This window comes from Paraburkholderia sediminicola (assembly GCF_046026675.1).
GTDB lineage: Bacteria > Pseudomonadota > Gammaproteobacteria > Burkholderiales > Burkholderiaceae > Paraburkholderia > Paraburkholderia sediminicola_F.
The window spans coordinates 2674239-2694151 of record NZ_JAQQEY010000001.1 but is presented as its reverse complement, the minus strand read 5'-3'; the positions used below and the strand labels follow the sequence as shown (position 1 = coordinate 2694151).

General features: G+C 62.6%; 12 protein-coding genes. 8 read left to right on the top strand and 4 right to left on the bottom strand.

The window, feature by feature from the left end:
• Window positions 1-44: 44 nt before the first annotated feature.
• Window positions 45-830, bottom strand: coding sequence for an AraC family transcriptional regulator (locus PQQ86_RS11670; protein ID WP_408266733.1), 786 nt, complete (start codon window positions 828-830; stop codon window positions 45-47).
• A gap of 215 nt (window positions 831-1045) precedes the next feature.
• Between PQQ86_RS11670 and PQQ86_RS11665 the strand changes: the two genes are divergently transcribed.
• The 6 genes from PQQ86_RS11665 (at window position 1046) to fhuB (ending at window position 11404) form a co-directional block, all read left to right on the top strand.
• Window positions 1046-3193 carry a TonB-dependent siderophore receptor gene (locus PQQ86_RS11665; protein ID WP_408266731.1) on the top strand — a complete coding sequence of 716 codons (2148 nt, stop codon included), beginning with the start codon at window positions 1046-1048 and terminating at the stop codon, window positions 3191-3193.
• Between the two features lie 98 nt (window positions 3194-3291).
• On the top strand, window positions 3292-5775 hold the full coding sequence (locus PQQ86_RS11660) for a penicillin acylase family protein (RefSeq protein WP_459252429.1): 2484 nt from the start codon (window positions 3292-3294) through the stop codon (window positions 5773-5775).
• Between the two features lie 33 nt (window positions 5776-5808).
• Window positions 5809-7491: a cyclic peptide export ABC transporter gene (locus PQQ86_RS11655; protein WP_408266727.1), complete on the top strand. Its 1683-nt coding sequence runs from the start codon at window positions 5809-5811 to the stop codon at window positions 7489-7491.
• 52 nt (window positions 7492-7543) lie between these two features.
• Window positions 7544-8356, top strand: coding sequence for an ABC transporter ATP-binding protein (locus tag PQQ86_RS11650; RefSeq protein WP_408266725.1), 813 nt, complete (start codon window positions 7544-7546; stop codon window positions 8354-8356).
• A complete protein-coding gene (locus PQQ86_RS11645; RefSeq protein WP_408266723.1) occupies window positions 8353-9315 on the top strand; it encodes an ABC transporter substrate-binding protein in 963 nt (320 codons plus the stop codon). Before PQQ86_RS11650 ends, PQQ86_RS11645 begins: the two co-directional genes overlap by 4 nt.
• Window positions 9305-11404: a Fe(3+)-hydroxamate ABC transporter permease FhuB gene (fhuB, locus tag PQQ86_RS11640; RefSeq protein WP_408266721.1), complete on the top strand. Its 2100-nt coding sequence runs from the start codon at window positions 9305-9307 to the stop codon at window positions 11402-11404. The genes PQQ86_RS11645 and fhuB overlap by 11 nt, the downstream gene beginning before the upstream one ends.
• A 49-nt stretch (window positions 11405-11453) precedes the next feature.
• Here fhuB and PQQ86_RS11635 read toward each other — a convergent pair whose 3' ends face one another.
• The 3 genes from PQQ86_RS11635 to PQQ86_RS11625 all read right to left on the bottom strand — a co-directional run bounded on the left by PQQ86_RS11635 (window position 11454) and on the right by PQQ86_RS11625 (window position 16433).
• Complete coding sequence (locus PQQ86_RS11635; protein ID WP_408266719.1) at window positions 11454-12641, bottom strand: porin; 1188 nt, start codon at window positions 12639-12641, stop codon at window positions 11454-11456.
• A gap of 62 nt (window positions 12642-12703) precedes the next feature.
• Entirely contained in the window at window positions 12704-15127 is a 2424-nt protein-coding gene (locus PQQ86_RS11630) for a glycoside hydrolase family 31 protein (protein ID WP_408266717.1), read from the bottom strand.
• 19 nt (window positions 15128-15146) lie between these two features.
• Window positions 15147-16433, bottom strand: coding sequence for an MFS transporter (locus tag PQQ86_RS11625; RefSeq protein ID WP_408266715.1), 1287 nt, complete (start codon window positions 16431-16433; stop codon window positions 15147-15149).
• An 849-nt stretch (window positions 16434-17282) separates the two neighbouring features.
• Between PQQ86_RS11625 and PQQ86_RS11620 the strand changes: the two genes are divergently transcribed.
• Both PQQ86_RS11620 and PQQ86_RS11615 read left to right on the top strand, forming a co-directional pair.
• Entirely contained in the window at window positions 17283-17630 is a 348-nt protein-coding gene (locus PQQ86_RS11620; RefSeq protein WP_093633381.1) for a hypothetical protein, read from the top strand.
• A 287-nt stretch (window positions 17631-17917) separates the two neighbouring features.
• Window positions 17918-19873, top strand: a complete 1956-nt coding sequence (locus PQQ86_RS11615) for an extracellular solute-binding protein (RefSeq protein ID WP_408266713.1) — start codon at window positions 17918-17920, stop codon at window positions 19871-19873.
• The last annotated feature ends 40 nt before the right edge of the window (window positions 19874-19913 follow it).

The window sequence follows — 19913 nt, the reverse complement described above, 5'->3', positions numbered from 1 at the left end:
AACGCCGAACGCTTGCCCTCGGCCGGTTCTCCGGCCCAGGCGACTCAGGTGCGTCGCAACAGGCGATTCGGCGTTTCGCCGATCTCGCGGCGGAACATCGCTATGAAGCTGCTGCTGCTCTGATAGCCGAGTTCGTCGGCGACCTTCGAAACCGGGTCGCCGACGGCCAGCCTCGCCATCGCCTCGACGAGACGCAACTGCTGCCGCCACTGTCCGAAGGTCAAACCCGTCTCCTGGCGGAACAGCCGCGCGAGCGTGCGCGCGCTTGCACCGACTGTCGCACTCCATTCGTCGAGCGTGTCGTCGTTCGCGGGCGCCATCAGCAACGCGCTGCAGATCGCTCTCAATCTGCGATCGCTCGGCAGCGGCAGGCCGCCTTGCATCGTCGCCTCAGCACCGCGCAGGACCGCAAGCAGCAGCGGGGCAATATGCGCACCCAGGCTATCCGGGCCGTAGTCATGCGGCTGTTCCGCAAGGGCGATGGTGAGCTCGTGCATCAGCGGGGTGACCAGCACGACGCGACACGCCGGCCACAGCCAGGGCGCCGCATCCCGTTCCAGATACACGCTATAGGAATTGACCTCGCCAATCGCGTGCAACTCGTGATCGACGCCGGGCGGCAGCCAGATGGCGCGCATGGGCGGCAGCATCCAACTGCCCATCGGCGTCAGAACCCGCACGGCGCCTTCCATCGCATAGAACAACTGCGCCTGCTCGTGCGAGTGCCAGATCTCGCGATGGCCGTTCGGATACTTCGAGCCGCGCGCCATGACAGGGCGCGGCTGCCGACGATATTGAAAGCCGAATTGCTCTCTCCAGATCGGATCCATAGATTTCCCTGATTGCAGACTGCCAAAAAATGTCCGTTTCGCGACATTCGATGGCAAGACAGCGTGCTACCACCATCGTTATCATTCCACGTCTCCTGCGCTTTAGCAAATAATTGCAAAACAAAATAAGAACGATTCTCATTTGTATTAGTATTATTGACCAACTTAAACACACTGGAAGGGTTCTGGAGATGTGCGATCGGGGAACGAATCGGATGACGCGGATGCATTGGGCGATAGCCGTGGTATGGATGGTAGTCGCCGCAACGGCTCATGCGCAGACCACAGCGGAGTCCGCCGCGGGGGCGAGCGGCACGGCCGGCGATGCAGCAAGCTCGAATACTTTGCCGGCTGTCGTCGTGTCCGCGCCCGCTGGGGACGAGACCGAAACATTCGGCTATGTCGCGAAGCGTAGCGTTGCTGGAGCGAAGACGAACACGCCGCTGATCGAGACACCACAGTCTATTTCGGTTGTGACGCGCGATCAGATGGACGCGCAGGCCGCCCAGACGATCGATGGCGCGATTCGCTACGTACCCGGCGTCACGTCGCAGGACAACGACACCCGTTTCGATCAGATTACATCGCGCGGTTTCGATCTGGACAACGATTCATACCTTGACGGCATGCGCCTGATGCGCACCACCTGGTATGCGGCGCCGCGGATCGACCCGTATTTTCTCGAGCGCATCGATGTCGTACGCGGTCCTATCTCGGTGCTGTACGGCCAGGCGAGCCCTGGCGGCGCCTTGCTGATGACCAGCAAGCTGCCGACGACCTATCCCTTCCACGAGGTGCAGGTCCAGGTCGGCAACTACAACCGCTATCAGGGCATGTTCGATCTGAGCGGGCCGGTCGACAAGAACGGCACGATTCTGTATCGCGTGACGGGCCTCGTACGCGATGCCGACACGCAAACCGACCATGTCAAGGAGCAGCGTATAGCGATTGCGCCGTCGGTCACGTTCAAGCCTGACAAGGATACGACCTTCACGGTACTCGGCAGCTACCAGTACGACCCGCAAGGCGGCCTGTTCAATCCGGTTCCCGCAGCGGGTACGATCCTGCCGAACGTCAATGGCCACATCTCGTCGCACGACTATCTTGGCAATCCGGACACTGACCGCTTCAAGCGCCAGCAGTTCTCGATCGGCTATCTGTTCGAGCATGCCTTCAACGATACGTGGAAGGTCCGTCAGAACGTCCGCTATCTGCATCAGGACATCCAGTATTACCAGAACTCGATATTCGGCTCGCTCGCCGACGATCAGCGCACGGCAGGTCTCTACACCAACAACAACGACGAGCACCTGACGAACTTCACGGTCGATACGCAGGCCGAGGCCAAATTCGACACCGGTCCGATCAATCACACGGTGCTGTTCGGCTTTGACGTGCAGCGTGTGATGAACCGCATCAGCCGCGGCTATTCGACTGGCACGATCGATATCTTCGACCCGGACTACAGCGATGTCGCCTACGTGGCGGATACCACGAAGCAATACATCGCGCAGACGCAATACGGTCTCTACGCGCAGGATCAACTGCGCTACAAGAAGTGGACGTTGACGATCGGCGCCCGCCAGGATTGGGCGCGCAATTCGAATACGACCGACGGCGTTGCGTCAGATAGCCAGCAGCACGCGTTCACTTGGCGCGCGGGCCTGAGCTATGAGTTCGACTCGGGGATCGCGCCTTACGCGAGTTTCGCGAAATCGTTCCAGCCATATGCCGGCGCGACGTTCGACGGCACGCCGTTCCAGCCGACGCGCGGCAAACAGTATGAAGTGGGTGTGAAGTACCAGCCGAAGGGCTACAACGCGCTGTTCACGATCGCGGCGTTCGACCTGCGTCAGACGAACGTCGAAACGAATGATGATGCGCACCCGGGCTACACGATCCAGACGGGCGAGATCCGTTCGCGCGGTTTCGAAGCCGAAGCGCGCGTCAGCCTCACCGACAGCCTGAACATCATCGCTTCGTATGCATTCCTGAACCAGCGAGTCACCTCCGCGGCGGCAGACGATGAATCGCTCGGCAAGGCGCCGGCGAACGGCAGTCCGACCAATATGGCATCGTTGTGGCTCGACTACACGTTGCATGGCGGCAACTTGCGCGGCTTGGGGTTCGGCGCCGGCGCCCGCTACGTCGGCTCTTCGTATGGAGACGCGGCCAATACCTTCAAGGTGCCGAGCCGCTTCCTCGTCGACGCGGTGGTGCATTACGACATGCGCAACTGGCGTTTCGCGATCAATGCGAACAACCTGTTCAACCGCGAATACATCGCTTACTGCAACAGCGCAACGCAGTGCTACTACGGCGCGGATCGCTCAGTCCTTGGAACAGTCAGGTATCAATGGTAAGACTTAAATTGCAGGTCGCCGGGGCGTCTCGCCCCGGCGCGTCGCGGCTGGATGACGTCAGGAAGATACCCGCGCGGTTCCGTCAGATCTTTCGACGGATGATGTGCGCGGCGCTGCTTCCGGCGGCGCTTGCCGGCTGCCTCGCGCAGAAGCCGACGCCGCCTCGTGCGTCGGCTTCTGACGAAGCAGGCGCGCAGGTCGTGATCCGTCGAACGGCGGATGGCGTACCGCACATCGAAGCACGGTCCTGGACCGCGCTTGGGTACGGCTACGGTTATGCGCAGGCGCAGGACAATCTCTGCACGCTCGCCGACGCGTTCGTCACGTATCGTGGCGAGCGTTCGGCGTTTTTCGGTGCGGACGCGAAGCCGCCGACGCGCGCGACTTTCGGTTCACCACGCAATATCGATGCGGACTTCTTCTTTCGCCTGCTCGACGGACGCGAGCAGACCGATGCCTACCGCGCCCATCAGCCGGACAATGTGCGGCAACTGATCGCGGGCTTTGCGCAAGGCTACAATCGCTATCTGGCGACGCTGCGCGCAGCACCAGACACGCAATCGCATGCTGCGTGCAGGAATGAGCGCTGGGTGCGCGATATCTCCGAGACCGACATCTATCGACGTCTTGCCGCCGCGAATTTCGCGGGCGGCTACACGGGCTTCATCGAGGCGCTCGCCAATGCTCATCCGCCCGCCGTGCAGCTCGGGCAGGCGGTGCCGCAACGCGTTGCGAGTCTCGGCACCGAACTCGGCAATACGTATCTGCAGGCGGGCGGCGTACGCGATGCCGGCAGCAATGCGCTCGCTTTCGGCGCGAACGTGACGGGCAGCGGGCAAAGCGTGCTGTTCGGCAATCCTCACTGGTTCTGGCAAGGGCCGGACCGCTTCTATCAGGCGCAGCTCACGCTGCCGGGCCAGCTCGACGTGAGCGGCGTTTCTTTTCTGGGTGTGCCCGTCGTGATGATCGGCTACAACCGCAACGTGGCCTGGACGCATACAGTGTCCAGCGCCCGCCGGTTTGGGCTATTCCAGTTGTCGCTCGTGCCCGGCAAGCCGACGGTCTATCGGATCGATGGGCGTGAAGAGCCGATGACGCAGCAGCAAATCACCGTTGAGGTAAAGCAGACCGACGGTACATCGCAGCCCATCACGCGCACGTTCTATCGCTCGCGCTTCGGTCCCGTGGTCGATCTGCACGCCATGTCGCCAGCGCTCGCCTGGAACGGCACGCAGGCGTTCGCGGTTCGTGATTCGAATGCCGACAACTACGCGATCTTCGAAAACTTTCTTCGCTGGGGGCAGGCGTCGTCGCTCGATGAATTCATCGCCACGCAAAAGCGCCTCGCCGCAACGCCGTGGGTCAATACCGTGGCGATCGGCCGCGACGACCCACGCGCGTGGTTCGCCGACATCGGCTCGATGCCCAACGTCGACGACGCGTTCGCCGCAACCTGCACGGCGAAACCGCTCGGCGCGGCGTTCGACGCCAAATTACCGGGCGTGCCTTTCCTCGACGGTTCGCGCTCGGCCTGCCAGTGGCCGATGAGCAAGGGCGCGGTTCGCGCGGGGGCGTTGCCGGTTGACGACATGCCGTCGTTGCTGCGCACCGACTACGTGGCGAACATGAACAACAGCTACGGTCTCGCCAACCCGCAGCAGCCGCTTTCCGGTTATCCGCGTGTGGCGGGCGAGCCCCACGCGGCGTTGTCGCTACGCGCGCAACTCGGACACGAAATTGCCCGTTCATGGATGGCCTTGCCGGCCGGCCAGCGCACGCTCACGGCGTTGGGCACACGCGTGCTCGATACCCGCACGCTGACCGCTGAACGTTTTCTGCCGCAGGTTTTGCAAAGTGTGTGCGCGGGTCCGGACCCGGACCCCGTCGTGCAGGTCGACAAGGATCGATCCGACGGCGCGGCTTTGGCAGCGCCGCAGACGGTCCATCTAGCCGCGGCGTGCAAGACACTGCGAGCCTGGCCAATGAATGCCGAAACAGACTCGCGCGGTGCGGTGCTGTGGGAGGCGTTCTGGTCGCGTATCGAGGCGATCCCGGTCGATCAGCGCTATGCCATACCGTTTTCGATGTCCGCACCGTTGTCGACGCCTGACCGGCTGCGTGCGGACGATCCGCGTGTCGCAGAGGCGTTGGGCGCCGCGGTGCTGGCGTTGCAACGCGCGGGCCTCGCAGTCGATGCGCCGACCGGCGCGTCGCTCTACACGTCGCGTAATGGCAAACGCGTCGCCCTGTTCGGCGGCTGTAGCGAAAGCGGTTACTTTGTGTCGGCCTGTCCGATTGAGCGCGTGGGGGCGGGTAAAGACGAACCTGCCTCGATGGATGGCGCGGCAATCGGCAACAGCTATATGCAGATCGTCAGCTTCGGGCCGAAGTCGCGCGTGATCGCAAAGACCTTGCTCGCGCCGTCGGAGTCTGACGATCCCGCATCGCCTGCGAGCGCTGAAGGCACACTCGACTACGCACGCAAGACATGGCGGAACGCGCCGTTCGATCAAGCCGATATCGAACGCGAAGAAGCCAGATCGCAGCGTGTCACGCTGACTATTCCCGCGCCACAAGACTGACCACGTCTCAAGAAAAGACTCCACTCGATCTCTATGCACACTCTCTGGTTTCTGGTTAAGGGTTCACGTCAGCGCTTGTTGCTGGCAATCGGTATGAGCCTTGTTAGCGGGTTCGGAAACGCGGCGATGGTCGCGCTCATCAACCAGGCGCTGTCTGCTTCGCGCGAACAGCTGGTCGAACTCGGTTTGCGTTTTCTCATGATTGGTGTCGTCGTGCTCATCACGCGGACCGCTTCGCAGACGCTCTTCATGAGTCTTGGGCAGAACGCCAAGGCGAGTCTGCGCATGAAAACCATCAATCGCATTGCGGCCGCGCCCTTTGCCTACGTCGAACGCCAGGGATCGGCGCGTTCGCTAGGGGTGCTGACGCAGGATCTGGATGCCATCGTCGTGCTGTTCGTCGGTCTGCCAGGGTTCGTGATGAACGGTGCGGTGATTGCAGGGTGTCTCGTTTACCTTGGCTTGCTGTCGTGGCAGGTTCTGGTATTCGCCGCCGTCACGGTGCTGATCGGTTCAGCGGGTTTTCACGTGGCCAATACGCGTGGCATGTTCCATCTGCGCAGTTCGCGCCGCCGGGAAGATGCGCTGGTGCGTCATTTCCGTGCGCTGTTCGACGGCGCCAAGGAACTGAAGCTGCATGGGGCGCGGATGCGCGAGTTCATCGACGAGACGCTGGCGACCAATGTCGAGGCCGTGCGCGTACAGCGCACCCGCGGCTACGTGCTCTATGCGGCCGCAGCGAGTTGGGGCAGCTTCATCTTCTTTGCGTTCATTGGCTGCGTGCTGTTCGTTCTGACGCGTTATCTGCCCGTCACGCCGCATGTGATGTCCGGTTACGCGATGATCTTCCTGTACATGATCATGCCGATCGAAGGCCTGCTTTCCGCGATTCCGAATCTCAGCACGGCGCGCGTGGCGCTCGAACGCGTCGAGCAGGTGAACGCGGAGCTGCCCATCGAGCAAACGGTCGCCGCGCCGCAAGCCACGGCGTTCGAGAGCATCGTGCTCGAAGGCGTCACGCATCGGTACTTCCGTGAAAAAGAGAACGACGTGTTTACGCTCGGGCCGGTCAATCTGAGTTTCCGTCCCGGCGAGCTCGTCTACCTGATCGGCGGCAACGGCAGCGGCAAGACGACCCTTGCGAAGATGCTCGTCGGACTCTACACGCCCGAAAGCGGACGGATTCTGCTCAATGGCAAGGAAGTCGACGAAGCGCGGCGTGACGCCTACCGCCAGCACTTTTCTGTCGTTTTCAGCGACTTCTTTCTGTTCGACACGCTGCTCGGTATCCGGCTCGATAACGTCGACGCGGCCGTGCATGCGCTGCTCGAAGATCTGCAACTCGCTCACAAGGTCAAGATCGAGAATGGCGTGTTCTCGACGCTCGAACTGTCGCAAGGCCAGCGCAAACGTCTCGCGTTGCTTGTGTCCTATCTCGAGGACCGGCCGTTCTATCTGTTCGACGAATGGGCCGCTGATCAGGACCCGCTCTTCAAGGATGTGTTCTATCGACGGCTGTTGCCGGAGCTGAAGGCGAAAGGCAAGACGGTGGTGGTCATTACGCACGACGACCGCTATTTCCATCTCGCGGACCGCTATATCAAGCTCGATTTTGGTCAGGTGATCGAAGAGGGCGCAGGCGGTGCACAGCCTGCCGATCCCTTCCATGCGCATGGCGCCGATCCGCTGCCCGCCCGCGCCCCGGCGCGCGCCTGATACGTCCACTTTGTTTCCCGCGGCCGCCGGCCGCGGGTATAGCCAGAATTCCATGGTCAATACCAGTTTGTCCGCTACCGGATCCGCCGCCGTGCCGCCACTTTTCGAACTGGACCAGGTCCGGTTCGACATCGGCGGCACGCGCTTGCTGGATGACATCGATCTGTCGATTTCGCGCGAGTGCGTGACAGGTCTCATCGGTCACAACGGGTCGGGAAAGACGAGCCTGATACGTCTGCTTGCGCGCCATCATGTGCAGGGTGGGGGCTCGATCCGTTTCGATGGCAAACCGATTGCGTCGTGGAAACCGCGCGAATTCGCGCAGCGTGTCGCCCATCTTCCGCAATACACCCCGTCCACGGATGGTCTGCTGGTGCGCGAACTCGTCGCGCTCGGCCGATACCCGTGGCACGGCAGTCTCGGCATATTCGGCGACGACGATCGCAGCCAGGTGGAACAGGCCATGCAGATGACGGACGTCACGCATTACGCGGACCGTCTCGTGGACAGCCTGTCCGGCGGCGAACGGCAACGCGTGTGGCTGGCCATGCTGATCGCGCAGGACAGCCGCTGTCTGCTGCTCGACGAACCGACGTCCGCGCTGGACATTGCCCATCAGGTCGAGGTGCTGGATCTGGTGCGCACGCTTTGCGTGCAACGCAGTATCGCGGCCGTTGTCGTACTGCACGACATCAACATGGCTGCGCGCTTTTGCGACCACATCGTCGCGCTGCGCCACGGGCGCATCCTGATGCAGGGCACGCCCGGCGACATCATGACCGGGCCGAACTTGCAGGCCATTTACGGTGTGCCGATGAACGTGCTGCGGGATCCCAGCGGCCGGGTCGTGGGCATTCCGCAATGAGCGTCGACGGCTTGATCGCACCCGTGTCGGAGAAACGCCGCCTGTACCTGCGGGCGGTGGTGGCCGCCGCGCTGGGGATGACGGCTGCCGCGCACGGCGCCGCGCCGGACGCTGCAAACCGCGCGCCGCGCCGGATCATCGTGTTGAACTGGGATCTGACGGAAATGCTGCTTTCGCTTGGCGTGGCGCCCGTCGGTGTGCCGGCGCCCGCATGGTACGTCAGCAGCGTCGTCAAGCCGCCGCTGCCTCGGGGTGTTGTCGATGTGGGACTGCTGTTCCAGCCGAACTACGATCTGCTTTACGAACTCCGGCCCGATCTGATGTTGATCACGCCCGCGCACTCAAGCGTGCGGGCTTCGTTCGAACGGATCGCGCCGACGCTGACACTCGGCGCTTACACGATGGACCCGCAACCCTACCGTGCGATGCGCGGCGAAGCGATGACGCTCGCGCGGCGCCTGGGCGTCGAAGCAAAGGCCGAAGCGCTGCTGACTGCGACGACCGGCGTGCTCGCCCAGTCGCGTGCGGCCCTCGACGCGGCGACGCCCACGGGTGGCTATCCGGCCGTCTATGTCGCGCAGCTCGTCGACGACCGTCATCTGCGCGTATTCGGCACCGGCAGCATGTTCGACGAGATCCTGCAGGCGCTGGGTCTGCGTAACGCCGCCGTGACCGCGCTGGAGCGTGGTAGCAACCGGTCCGGCCCGGGTGGATCCGCGTACATCGTCGAACTGGACCGTCTCGCGGCGGCGCCCGAAGCGCGCATCCTGTGGGTCGGTTCGGGGGCGCCCGGCAACATGGCCGGCCTGCAACGCAACCCGGTGTGGCGACAGTTGCCGTTCTCGCAAGCCGGAAGAACGGCGACCTTACCGGTCGTCTCGGCGACGGGCGCGTTGATCTCTGTCCAGCGTTTTGCCCGCGCTGTCGCCAATGCCATGCAAAGCAGCCATGTCATCTAAACACCTGCCTCCTTCAGGCCAGCAAGAGCGCCGTTCCGATACGTGCGATACGCGAATCGGCCAGCCCGCACAGGCTGCATCGGCTGCGGCACCCCGCAATATGCTCGTGCCGGTGACCTCGCTCATCGTCCTCGCGGCTATCGCGTTGACGCTCTGGGTCCTGCAAACGCAACTCGCCGGCGCCAGCCTCTGGTCCGCGATCGTGGCGCCCGAACCCGGCAACCTTCGTCAGCTGATCGTGCACGACAGCGCGTTGCCGCGCATCGCGATGACCTTGATCTGTGGCGCCGCGCTCGCGCTCGCGGGTGCGATTGCGCAACAGGTGCTGCGCAATCCGCTTGCCGAGCCGATGACGCTCGGCATCTTTCCCGGCGCCTATCTGGCGCTCACGATCGCGACCCTCTGGGCGCCGGCGTGGATCGCCGCGCAGCGCGAGCTCATCGCGCTCATAGGCGGGGCGCTGGCGATGCTGCTGGTCTTCGCCTTGGCATGGCGGCAACGACTCGCGTCGCTCGCGGTGATCCTGTCCGGCATGATCGTCAGTTTCTATTGCGGCTCGCTGACCCTCGCGCTCGCGATCTCGCACTTCCAGTTGTTGGCGGGACTCATGATCTGGGGCGGCGGCGCACTGGACCAGCAAGGCTGGCACGCCAGCGCCGCACTGTTTGCGCGCCTGGTGGTCGCGGGTGCGGCGGTTTTCCTGCTGCGCCGTCCGCTGAGTCTCTTCGAAGCAGGCGAAAGCACGGCGCGTGGCTTGGGCGTCTCGTTGATGCGGACGCGTTTCGCGGCGCTGGGTCTCGCGGTTGCGCTGACGGCGTGCGTCGTCAGCGCGGTCGGCGTGATCGGTTTCATCGGCCTCGCCGCGCCGACGCTGGCACGGCTTGCCGGCGCGCGGCGCTTCCAGCAGCGTCTGTTCTGGGCGCCTGTGCTCGGCGCCGCGCTGTTGTGGTTGACAGACGCAATGGTGCAGGCAGTGGCCATCAGCGGCGTGTTTGGTTCACAACTCATTCCAACGGGCGCCGTTACGTCGCTGATCGGCGCACCGATGCTGTTGTGGCTGCTGCGGCAACTCAAATCGCGTCCCGACCTGAGGTCGGACGTGCGTGACAGCGTGGCACAGATCAGACACAAACGGCCGCTGCGATTGATCGCGGGATTGGCCTTGCTCGCCGCGCTCGCTGTCGTCTTATCGATGGTGATCGGGCGCGGGCTCGATGGCTGGCGGATCGCCAGCGTCGCCCAATTAGGGGCGCTGGCATTCTGGCACGTGCCGCACACGGCGGCCGCCATTGCCGCGGGCGTGATGCTTGGCCTTGCGGGAACGCTGGTGCAGCGCATGACCGGCAATCCGATCGCGAGTCCCGACCTGATCGGCGTGAGCTCGGGCGGGGCGCTCGGCATCGTTGCCGCCGTATTCCTGTTTGCCGCGCCAGGACCGCTCGAGCTGTTCGCATCGTGTCTCACCGGCTCGATCGTCACGCTGCTGTTTCTGCTGTGGGTCGGACGGCGCGCCATGTACGCGCCGGAGCGATTGCTGCTGATCGGCGTTGCCATTGGCGCGCTATTTCAGGCGGTCAGCGGCACGGTGACCGCGAGCGGCGACGCTCGCGCTGCGCTCCTGCTGAACTTTGTCGTCGGCTCGACCTATTACGTACAGCCGCTGGCGGCTGCCGTTGCGGTGGTGGTCGCGCTGGTGGGTCTGGGTGCGGCGCCCTTGCTGGCTCGCTGGCTGGAACTGCTGTCGCTCGGCGAAGGCACGAGCCGCTCGCTGGGCGTACGGGTCGACGTTGCGCGTCTTGCCGTGCTGCTGCTGACCGCGCTGCTCACGGCTACCTCGACGTTGATCGTCGGACCGTTGTCGTTCGTCGGTCTGATGGCGCCGCATATCGCGCGATCATTGGGGGTGTGCCGCGCGCGGGAACAATTGCTCGCCGCGGCGTCGGTAGGCGTAGTACTGATGGTGCTCGCGCAGTGGTGCGGCAACCTGCTGCTGTTTCCCAACGAAATGCCGGCGGGCTTGATGGCCGCGCTGATCGGCGGACCTTATCTGCTGTGGTCGTTGTTGAAAGCAGCGCCGCGCGCGGCATGACAGAGGTGTCGGAAAGCCTGCGGCGTGTTGCGCAGGCTTTCTTCACCGCTCAAAACGCGTGCCGCAACCCCACCATGCCGACGAATTGCGACGGACCCGACGACGGCGTCGTATTCTGCGAGTCGCCGACCACAGCCACTGCGTCAGTGATACTCGTGCCAGTGCTGCCCGACGCGACCAGGGTTTTGCCGCGCGCATGCTGATACGCCTCCAGTGCGTATAGCGTGGTGCGAGCTGAGAGGTTGTACGTCTGCTCGAGCGAGACCTGCTGATAGCGCGCGGCATCGCTGATGCCATTCGCTTTGCTCGCCTGCGTGTAGCTGTAGCCGGCGCCGACCGTCACGGCCGGCGTGATCCGGTACGTGGAAATCACGCCGTACGTATTGAATACGCCCTCGCCGGTGAAGAACGAGCCGTTGCCCGGCGCGTATTGCACGTTCGAGTAGTTCACGCCGACCATTAGGTCCTGGTGGGTGTAGCGCGCTGCCGCGGCGAACAACTGTGCGCTGCGTGCTGTCGCATAGCCGCTGTTCACCGGCGAGTTGACTGCGTAGCTGCCGAGTGCCTGGCTCGTCGCGATGTCTTTCAGTTTCAGGTAGCCCACCGCGATCGCAAACGGCTGGTAGTCGTAGCGAGCCGCTGCGCTGAACTGGCTGCCGTTGGCCACGCTGCCCGGCACACCGCCCAGGCCGTACTGTGCGCTGAATTGCAGACCGGCGAGGTTCGGCGACAGATAGGTAACGGAATTGTTGATACGCAACGTGGTGTCGAGCGCGTCGAGGTCGCCCGGATGCGCGCCTGTTGCGCCCGTCAATACGCCTGTCGGTCCGAGTGCACCGACCATCTGGAAGTAGGGCGTGTACTGGCGGCCGAGTGTCACCGTTCCGTATCGGTCGTTGTTGAGCCCGACGTACGCTTGCCGATTGAAAATGAAGCCTGAGCTACTTTGTGCTCCGGTCAGCGAGTTAAAGCCGCTTTCGAGCCTGAAAATCACCTTTGTGCCGCCGCCAATGTCTTCGGCACCGAGCAGGCCGAATTTGCTCGCCTGCAGGTTGCCCTGACTCATGTAGAAGTTGGAGTGTCCCTTCTGGTTGCTGGCATAGGTGAACGCGTTGTCGACGACGCCGTACAGCGTCACGCTGCTTTGCGCCGACGCGCCGGTTGATAGCGCGGCGCCCGCAAACGGCAGGCACGAGAGGACGAGTGCGCGTGTACGCGCGCGCTTCAGTGAGTTCATGGCTAGCGGGTCTCCGGATTGGATGGGAAATCGTTGGTCTTCAAGTCGTGACGCATGCTGTGTTAGTGGGTGATGGCAATCGTCAGGCATCGCCAGCCGTCGGCGGTGTGGTCCGCCACCAGCGTGCCGTCGATGCAGACGGCCGCGCGTGCTTCGTCCTTTGGCACGAGCAGTCGAACTTCCTGCTGCGGTTGCTGGACCCAGCCTTCCCGCACGACCGAAATGCGCAGCGTGTTCGCATCGCTTGTAATCGTGACGTGCCAGCGGCCTTGCGCGCCTGTGCGCCAGGCTTCGCTTTCGCCGTCGTCTTCGACGCAACTGCCGCGAGCGATGCCTGCGCCGGCGTGCGGCACGGCGATGAACGCACGTTCGTCGGCGGGACGGCCGAAGTGTTGTTCGGCGATGTTCAGCGGAATTACACTGCCTTCGCGCAGTAAGGTCACTGGCCGCTCGAATGGGGCAGGCAGGATCACCGTCTGACCGCCTTCGAACAGCTCGCCGCTCCAGTACGACGCCCAACGTGCGCCGGCAGGCAAGTAGACGTCGCGCGTCGACTGGCCCGCCTCGACCACCGGTGCAACCAGCATCGACGAGCCCAGCATCATGTCGTCGCCATCCGCGAGGCAACGCGGATCGTGCGGAAACTCCGCGAACATGGGGCGCAGTACCGGCTCGTACGCGCTGTGCGATTGCCATAGCAACTCGTACAGGTAGGGAATCAGCCGGTAGCGCAGTTTGATCAGTGCTGCGACTTGCTGCGTGACTTCGGGATACATCCACGGCTCATTGACCGTGCTGTCGTCATTCCAGGAATGAATGCTAAAACGCGGCAGGAAGATGCCGAAGGCCACCCAGCGAACAAACAACTCCGGACCGGGTGCCGGGCCCGAGAATCCGCCGATATCATGACCGCTGTTCGACACGCCGGACATCGCGAGTCCGAGGCCCATCTTCAGATTGAAGCGCAGTGTTTCCCACGAGGTGTAGTTGTCGCCGGACCAGGTTTGCACATAGCGTTGCATGCCGACGCCGCCTGAGCGGGACACGAGGAACGGCCGACTGTCCGGCGCGTATTCGCGCTGTGCCTCATGCGACGCGCGCATCATCAATTGCGTTTGCAGTACCTTCGCCTCGCGCGCGGGATACGGTTGGCCGAAGCCCTGGGCAATCGCGTCGGGCGACCAGATTTCGAATTCGTTGTTGTCGTTCCAGGTTGCGGCGATACCGTGTTTCAACAGGCTGTCTTTCACGCGCGCTTTCCACCAGTCGATGGTGGCGGGATTTGTGAAGTCCAGATAGGCGCCGACTTCGTCCCAGAACTGCACCCATGCCGGATCGCCGTCGCGCGACGCGATCAACAGGCCGGTGCGTGCCACTTCGTCGAAGGCCGGATGATCCTGCAACAGGCATGGCTTGATGTTCGCGCACAGACGCACGCCGTGCTCAAGATAGCCTCGTACGAAGCCATCGATGTCCGGAAACTTCTCGTGGTTCCAGTTGAACACGTAGCGCTTCGGACCGATCGAGGTATAGCCCGACGACAGATGGAACGAATCGCACAGCACGTCGTGCTCGCTGCATCGATCGATGAATTCGCCCATGCGCTGCTGCGCGTCGGGCGCATCGGTATAGCTCATTGTCGAGCCGGAGTAGCCGAGTCCCCATTTCGGCATCCAGGCCGGACGCCCGGTCAGCCACGTAAAGCGGCGCACTGCATCTAAGGGCGTGCCCGCCGACGCGATGAAGTAATAGTCGAGGTCGCCATGCTCGGCGACAAAGTGCCGGTAGTGCCCGTGATAGTTGTCGAGCTCGCGGCCCATGTCGAAGCGGCAGTCGGCAAGCGTGTCGTAGAACAAGCCGAATCCTGTGGCGCTTTCCGGCTGCCACGTCACGTAGAAGGGGATGTGCTTGTAGAGCGGATCGGTCGTGCGCGCGCTATAACCCATCGCGTCGATATTGCGCATTTCGTAGGACTGATCCGCGCGATTCAGTGAACCGGCGCGCTCGCCCAGGCCCACATACATTTCGTCCTTACGGCGCTCGATGTAGTGGTACACGCGCTCGTCCCACCAGCCGAAGTTGTACGCCTGCGTCTTCCGATCGCTCATTACGCGATGCCAGCTCGAGTCGTGCAGGATGTCCCACGCGCAGAATCCGCCGTTCAGCGTGACCGTCAAACGGATGCGCGCCGTTTCGATCACGACGTGCCCGGCTTCGCTTGAAAGCGCGAACGGCGGCGGGGTGAAGCCGCTCATGTCACGGCGATCGCGGCCTTCGAGCGGAACGTCGTCAGCGCCCGGCGCGAGCGACCAGGTCCGCGGACCGTGCGTTTCGCCGTCCGGCAGCACGAGTACGCGGATGATGTCCTCGGCGAGAACGAACAGTTCGATCCGGCAGTTTTCCTGCGTGGTGAGAACGATGTGGTTGCCGATATGGGAAGACAGTGAAAAACGCGGCGGGTGCTTCAGATTCGTCAGTGAACGCATGATGGGTCTTCGAGTGAGGTCACGCAGCAGGGCTGGCGTTGTTGTCGACTTGATGCGGACGGGCGTCGCGTTTGACGCCGCGCATCAGAATGATCAGCAGCGTGGCGCCGATGAGATCGAACGCGCCGAGGGCGCCGAAGAGCGGCGTGTAGCCGATCGTATCGGCCAGCGCGCCGACCAGCAGCGAAAAGCCCAGGCCGCCAATCCACGCGGACATCCCGGCAAACCCGGCGACGGTGCCGACTTCGCTGGGGTCGAATACGTCGGCCGCGAGAGTATTGACGAGCGCCGAAATCATCTGATGCGCGAAGCCGCCCACGCAGAAGAGCGCGATCGCCTGATACGGCGAGGCGACGAGGCCGATACACGCCGGTCCGATCATCATGAAGGCGCCGAGTACGACACCTGCGATACGCGACCCGATCAGCGGGATGCGCAAATGCTTCATCAGGAACGGCGACAGGTAGCCGCCGAAGAGGCCGCCGAGGTCGGCGGCAAGAAACGGCAGCCACGCAAACAGCGCGATCTGCTTCAGATCCATGTGGCGTTGCGTCGCGAGGTAAAGGGGTATCCAGAAGCTGAACGTTTGCCACGCCGGCTCCGCGAAGAAGCGCGCTTGCGCGATCGCCCAGAATCGGCGCGTGCGGAGGACTTCGCGGATGCTGCGCCGTTGCGGCGCGCCCGGGGGTTGTCCGCTGACGATCGTCTCGCGCTCGGCCGCGCTGATGCGCGCGTGATCGGCCGGCGAGCGATACAGCGCATACCAGGCGGCAGCCCACACGAAGCCGAGCGCACCGGTCACCGCAAACGCGCTTTGCCAGCCATATCTCAGCGACAGGAAGACGACGAGAGGCGGGGCGAGCAGCGAACCGAGCGACGTGCCCGCATTGAAGTAGCCCACCGCCACGGATTTCTCACGGTTGGGGAACCACTCTGCGACCACCTTCATGCCTGCCGGAATGGCGACAGCCTCAGTCAACCCCATGAGTCCGCGCAAGGCCGCGAGGGATAGCCAGCCAGTCGCGAAACCGTGCAGTACGCCCGTCAGCGACCAAAGGCAGGCGAACAGCGCAAAGCCAAGCCTCAGGCCGATCAGATCGATGATCAGCCCGCATACCGGCTGCATGATCGTGTAGCCGACCTGGAACGCACCGACTACGTACGAGTACTGTTTGGTGCTCATGTGCAGCAACTGCGTCAACTGAGGCGCCATCACCCCGAGGGCGTTGCGCGACAGATAGTTGACGATCGTCCCGGCACACACGAGCGCGATGATCCACCAGCGCAAACCAATGATTGTTTTCAAAATCTGTCTCCGTACCCAAGGTGTCCGCTGACTGGCCGCTGGACGGCAGGCATGCGCGAATTCGAACATTTATCTTCGTTTAGTGTCAGTCATCGTATCACTGGTGGGACGATCGGATACTAGGGAAAATCATGGTTTAAGTGATTGAATTTCTTGAAATGTCTATTTAATCAGGCCTTTTTTTCCTGGTTTTGATGATGATGAGATCGGACGACCGGTGACTTCGAAATTTTATTTAAATGTTCTTTCGAACATGCAATGTTCGTTTTGGCGGTCTATGCGAATGAGCGCGGTTGGGCCGCGGCGATCGTGGCGGCGAGGTGGAGAAGTGGGGAGGTCTCTGGGACGGGGGCGACGCTTTGCAATGCCCCACATTTTGCGATCCGATGTGAATTGCATACGGGGGCAGCGCGAACGCGCGGGAAGGCAGAGGCGATTGAGGCGGGTGGAGCGGACGGTTTTTGCAATCAGGTCAGGCCCGCTGCGGATCATAATAATGCTTCGATATCCTACTGATTTGGGTGCGCCGTCATTGCCGCAGCCACAAGGCGGATCGTGAAGCCGGCCACCGGATTGCCAGGCGCGTGCGAAAGCGGCGGCCAGAATTGCTACGCTGTGGCGAGGGCGGTGAAAGATGAGCAACTTGCCCACAGATGGGGCGCCTAACAACAAGGCGGCTCGATTACGCCGCCACCACTTTTTCACCAAACCTTTGTCCAATGTAACGAGACGTAACGATGCGGCCACTCGTGCGATGTTGTGCATCAGTTATTACAAAGTTGAAATACGCGGACGGCTGCCTTGCGCTATATTTCGGCCAACAACACACATTCTTCAAAAGGGTGATCAATGAAGTCCGCACGTCTTGTTCCACTTCTGATCGGGGTTCTCGGGTTGGCTGCGTCGGGTGCTGCAATGGCCGGCGGCCTCAACATTGGTGTCAACATCGGCATTCCCGCGCCGGTCTACGTGGCTCCGGCTCCGGTCTACGCACCGCCGCCACCCCCGCCGCCGCCCGTCGTCTATCAACCGGCTCCCGTGTACTACGGCGGCCCGGCAATCGTGATCGGCTGGCACGGCGACCGCTACTGGGACGGCCGCCGCTACTGGGCGCGTGACGACTGGTATCGCCGTCATCCCCCGGGCCGCTACGATTACGGCCGTGACCACTACGACAATCATCGTGGCTGGCACTAAGCCATCAAAAGGCCGCAGTTGACGCAGTTGCCGCGTTGAAAAAACCGCCCCAAAAAGGGCGGTTTTTTATTGTGCTCGTGAAACCTATGGGCGGAGTTAAAAGCGCCGGGTCAATACAGCAAGCCGGTCAGCAGGATGCGTTTGCCGGCGAGGAAGCCCATGAATTCTCCCAATGAGGTCTGCGCGCCACGCACTTGAAGGTCTTGCAGATGAGATGTGCGGATTGCGCGGGTTTATTGGGTAGAATTCCCTCACGCCGCAATTGCCTACTGACCAACAAGGCCCCTATGACAACTGGCTCGCGATGGGTTCGAACGCCTCGTGCACTTTGGTGCAGCGTGATTCACAGGCTATCGCGTGTCGGTCTACCGGTTGTGCCGCGCTCCTCGCGCTCGGCGTGCGCTGTTGCGCTGTGCGGCGTGTCACTCGTCGGTGGTTTGCTCGCGGCGCCCGAGGCCCAGGCGGTCTATGCGATCGCGCAATACGGCGAACCGAAATATCCCGCGGATTTCAAGCATTTCGATTACGTCAACCCGGATGCGCCGAAGGGCGGCACGCTGGTGCTGGCCAATCCGAGCCGGCTCACCAGCTTCGATAAATTCAATCCGTTCACGCTGCGCGGTAACTCGGCACCGGGCGTCGACCTGATGTTCGAGAGCCTGACCATCGGCAGCAGCGACGAAGTGGCTTCCGCCTATGGCCTGCTCGCTGACGACATCAAGATCGCGTCCGACGGCCTGTCGACCACTTTTCACATCAACCCGCGCGCGCGCTTTTCGAACGGCGATCCCGTCACTGCGGAGGACGTCAAGTTTTCGCTCGACACGCTGAAAAGCCCGCAGGCCGCGCCGCAATTCGCGTCGATATTTGGCGAGATCACACGAGCAGTCGTCGTTGACCCGCATACGATCCGCTTCGAGTTTCATCAACGCAATCGCGAGTTGCCGCTGCTTGTGGGCAGCATGCCGGTGTTCTCACGCAAGTGGGGGATGAAGCCGGACGGCAGCCGGATCGCGTTTGACCAGTTGGCGTTCGAGAAGCCGATCGCCAGCGGGCCCTATCTGATCGATCAGTACGAGAACGGTCGCACGATTGCTTACCGACGTGATCCGAACTATTGGGGCGCGACGTTGCCGGTGCGGGTCGGCATGAACAATTTCGATCGGATCGTCTACAAGCTGTATTCGGATAGCACAGCGCGGCTCGAGGCGTTCAAGGCCGGCGAGTACGACGCACTGGTCGAGTACGTCGCGCGCAATTGGGTGCGGCGCGACGTCGGCAAGAAGTTCGACAGCGGCGAGCTGATCAAACGCGAATTTCCGCAACATAACGGCACCGGCATGCAAGGTTTCGTGCTCAACACACGGCGGCCATTGTTTCAGGACGTACGCGTGCGCAAGGCGCTCGATCTCGCACTCGACTTTCAGTGGCTGAACCGGCAACTGTTCTTCAATCAGTACACGCGCATCGACAGCTTCTTCGCCAATACGGAATTGCAGGCGAAGGGCATGCCAACGCCAGGCGAGTTGGCGCTGCTCGACCCGTGGCGCGCCAAGCTTGATCCGGCCGTATTCGGTCTGCCGCCGAAGCAGCCGGACACCGATCCGCCGGGCTCGCTGCGCGCTAATCTGCTGCAAGCGCGCGCGTTGTTGCAGCAAGCCGGATGGACCTATCGCGATGACGCCTTGCGTAACGCCAAAGGCGAGCCATTCCAGTTCGAGATTCTTGACGATTCCGGCTCGTCCGCGCAGTTTGAGCCGATCGTCGCCACCCTCATCCGTAATCTGCAGAAACTCGGCATCACCGCGACGTTTCGCGTATCCGACTTCGCGGTCTATCAGAAGCGGCTCGACGCATTCGACTTCGACACGACCACAATCCGCATGGCGGATGTGCAGGTGCCCGGTTCGGAGCAGATCGACCGTTTTGGTAGCAAGGCTGCGGACACCAACGGTTCGGACAATGTGATCGGGGTGAAGTCGCCGGCCGTCGACGCAATCCTGAGGGCGCTCGTGCAAGCGCAGACGCGCGAGCAGCTGATCGACGCGACGCACGCGCTCGACCGCGTGCTGATGCATGGCTACTATGTGATTCCGCAGTGGTACAGCGCTTCGCACCGGGTGGCGTTCAAGCGCGGTCTCGCGTGGCCGAAGACGCTGCCTCTGTACTATGGCGCGGAAGGCTGGATCACGTCGATGTGGTGGTATGCACAGCCGCAACCGCCGCAAGCACAGCCGCACTGAACGCGTCCATTCATTCACCGCCTTCGCACCGGAAACGACG

Bases quoted from the DNA above. Each gene is read 5' to 3' on its own strand.
- PQQ86_RS11615 (WP_408266713.1), top strand. From the start codon at position 17,918: ATGACAACTGGCTCGCGATGGGTTCGAACGCCTCGTGCACTTTGGTGC.
- fhuB (WP_408266721.1), top strand. From the start codon at position 9,305: ATGTCATCTAAACACCTGCCTCCTTCAGGCCAGCAAGAGCGCCGTTCC.
- PQQ86_RS11655 (WP_408266727.1), top strand. From the start codon at position 5,809: ATGCACACTCTCTGGTTTCTGGTTAAGGGTTCACGTCAGCGCTTGTTG.
- PQQ86_RS11635 (WP_408266719.1), bottom strand. From the start codon at position 12,641: ATGAACTCACTGAAGCGCGCGCGTACACGCGCACTCGTCCTCTCGTGC.
- PQQ86_RS11660 (WP_459252429.1), top strand. From the start codon at position 3,292: ATGATGTGCGCGGCGCTGCTTCCGGCGGCGCTTGCCGGCTGCCTCGCG.
- PQQ86_RS11645 (WP_408266723.1), top strand. From the start codon at position 8,353: ATGAGCGTCGACGGCTTGATCGCACCCGTGTCGGAGAAACGCCGCCTG.
- PQQ86_RS11650 (WP_408266725.1), top strand. From the start codon at position 7,544: ATGGTCAATACCAGTTTGTCCGCTACCGGATCCGCCGCCGTGCCGCCA.
- PQQ86_RS11670 (WP_408266733.1), bottom strand. From the start codon at position 830: ATGGATCCGATCTGGAGAGAGCAATTCGGCTTTCAATATCGTCGGCAG.
- PQQ86_RS11620 (WP_093633381.1), top strand. From the start codon at position 17,283: ATGAAGTCCGCACGTCTTGTTCCACTTCTGATCGGGGTTCTCGGGTTG.
- PQQ86_RS11630 (WP_408266717.1), bottom strand. From the start codon at position 15,127: ATGCGTTCACTGACGAATCTGAAGCACCCGCCGCGTTTTTCACTGTCT.
- PQQ86_RS11665 (WP_408266731.1), top strand. From the start codon at position 1,046: ATGACGCGGATGCATTGGGCGATAGCCGTGGTATGGATGGTAGTCGCC.